Raw genomic sequence first — 1,851 nt, forward strand, 5'->3', positions numbered from 1 at the left:
TTTCAGCAGCGGTCGCCGACTTGTTCGTAGATCGCAAACTTTCCACCGAATTGTTTGCTCAGATCACAAGCGATGATCGCGTATTTACAATGGCCGCGGAGACGGTCGCACGTACCGGTCGGGGCCGTAATTTTCTAAGACAAGTGTGTCGCTGGATGAGGGATGTGGACACACAACGATATGCGACCCGCATTCGAGCAATTGAAGATTGCATTCGTTGACGATGGGCCGCACGAGGAACAACATGATCGTAAAAGCTCAGCAAGGTGGACCACCGGGACTCTTCTCACCGCTGGATGAAATAAGGGGCTGCGACCAGTGAGCGGGCAGCCCTCCTCTGCCTCCGGCTCCTGCGATAAAGAGTGGGTGTCCGTCATCATGGATTTTGTGGCCGACCTCGCGGCGCGCCAGCGGCCCTCTCGCGTGCGCCGCAAAGTTGGGTGTGACTACTAACCGCCCCGAGCCTCATGTCATTGGCCAAGCGTGCCGTAGCGTAGAATAGCGCGATTTCTGGCGATTCATTTTTTACCAAATAGGTGACAGATTGGATTGATGGCTTGGGACGGCCAAGTGCCGCTGACGCATCGTTGGACCAAGTCCCGATACCGCTCAAACGTTGACCGCTCAGACACCTGTAGACCCACGTCAGCCCGGCAGATCGGCGGCCGCGCACGACGCGCGGCGCTCCCCGCCACGCGTTGGTCGTCGACGTCAGGACTTAAACCAAGTCCGGCGGTGCTGGTGGAGACCACGCCGCGATGATGATTGTCCGCAGCGAGCATCGCGCACAGTTCACCATCATTCCGAACGCCATCTTCCGCGATGATAGGCTGTCGATCGAGGCCAAAGGCGTGCTCGTCCATCTGCTGTCGCACCCCCACCATTGGCAGGTCCGCCTTGACCATATCGGCCGGACGCTGCGCATCGGCCGCAAGAAGCTCCAGCGCATTTTCCGCGAATTGATCGGCGACGACTACATCAGCCGCGAACAACCGCGGACCGCCGGCGCGCACTGTTTCTGCGCCACCGACTACGTTGTCCGTGACATGCCCGTAGCACCGATCCGGCCGGTGGACACGTCGCCTGGTCCGCGGGGCGGAAAGGAACCCGCGGACCCGCGGGGCCGAAAGGGCCCCGTATATAAAGAAGACCCGCAGGTCCCAAACGGCCCCGCTTATAAGAAATAGACAATAAAAAAGGAACGGACATACCGATCGGCTCTTTCGCGGTTCAAGGCTTGGTCGGTTCGCCAGGAGAGGAGCCCTCACACGACGGAAGCCTCGACCCCGCGCGCTTTCGATGCCGACATCGTTTCGCTGTTTGACGATCAGAGCGAGGGATGGGAGCTGCTATGTGTGCTCCCCGACGAGATTCTGGCGCAGCTGCGCCAGCGCCAGCGCCGTCTCGAGCTCGACGTGCTTGCACTGGTTGAACTGAGGCTGCGCTATAAACACCTGCTGGCGCATCCTCGGCGCAAATGATGGTCAGGCAGACGCGGCACACTGCCATCCGTGCTGCCGCGCGGCTATCGCCAATACTACCAGGTTCGCGATTGTCCCTTGCGGCGCCATGGACCGGCGAAAGCAGGGATCTCGTGAAGATCGGCACGCTGCCCGCGTGGATAAGAGCCGTATGCCGTTGCCGAAGGAATTGATCGCGAATATGGAGCGCAGTTAAAGTTGTCCGCGTCGGAAAGAGCGGGCCGCGTGCATCGCCCTTAGCGCCGGAAAAATTCGACAAGCAAAAAATGCGGATAGCTTCTTCTTTCCTTCTTGTTCGCCGTAGCACCCAATCGTACGATGAGCCTTTAGCCGCCGTTCCAATTCAGCCTCGCCCGTGCATAATGCTCGG

Annotated in this window: 2 protein-coding genes; both read left to right on the forward strand. The window is 59.6% G+C overall.

The features are described from left to right. The coding region (locus WCB02_RS00720; RefSeq protein WP_423955238.1) for a hypothetical protein at nucleotides 1–221 on the forward strand (221 nt) is incomplete at its 5' end. Between the two features lie 537 nt (nucleotides 222–758). Beyond that, on the forward strand, nucleotides 759–1,187 hold the full coding sequence (locus WCB02_RS00725) for a hypothetical protein (protein WP_423955241.1): 429 nt from the start codon (nucleotides 759–761) through the stop codon (nucleotides 1,185–1,187). Nucleotides 1,188–1,851 lie beyond the last annotated feature (664 nt).

The sequence above is a fragment of the Bradyrhizobium sp. genome (genome assembly GCF_049581145.1).
Classification (GTDB): Bacteria; Pseudomonadota; Alphaproteobacteria; order Rhizobiales; family Xanthobacteraceae; genus Bradyrhizobium.

Excerpts from the sequence above, each read along its gene's own strand:
- WCB02_RS00725 (WP_423955241.1), top strand. The coding sequence starts at position 759 with ATGATGATTGTCCGCAGCGAGCATCGCGCACAGTTCACCATCATTCCG.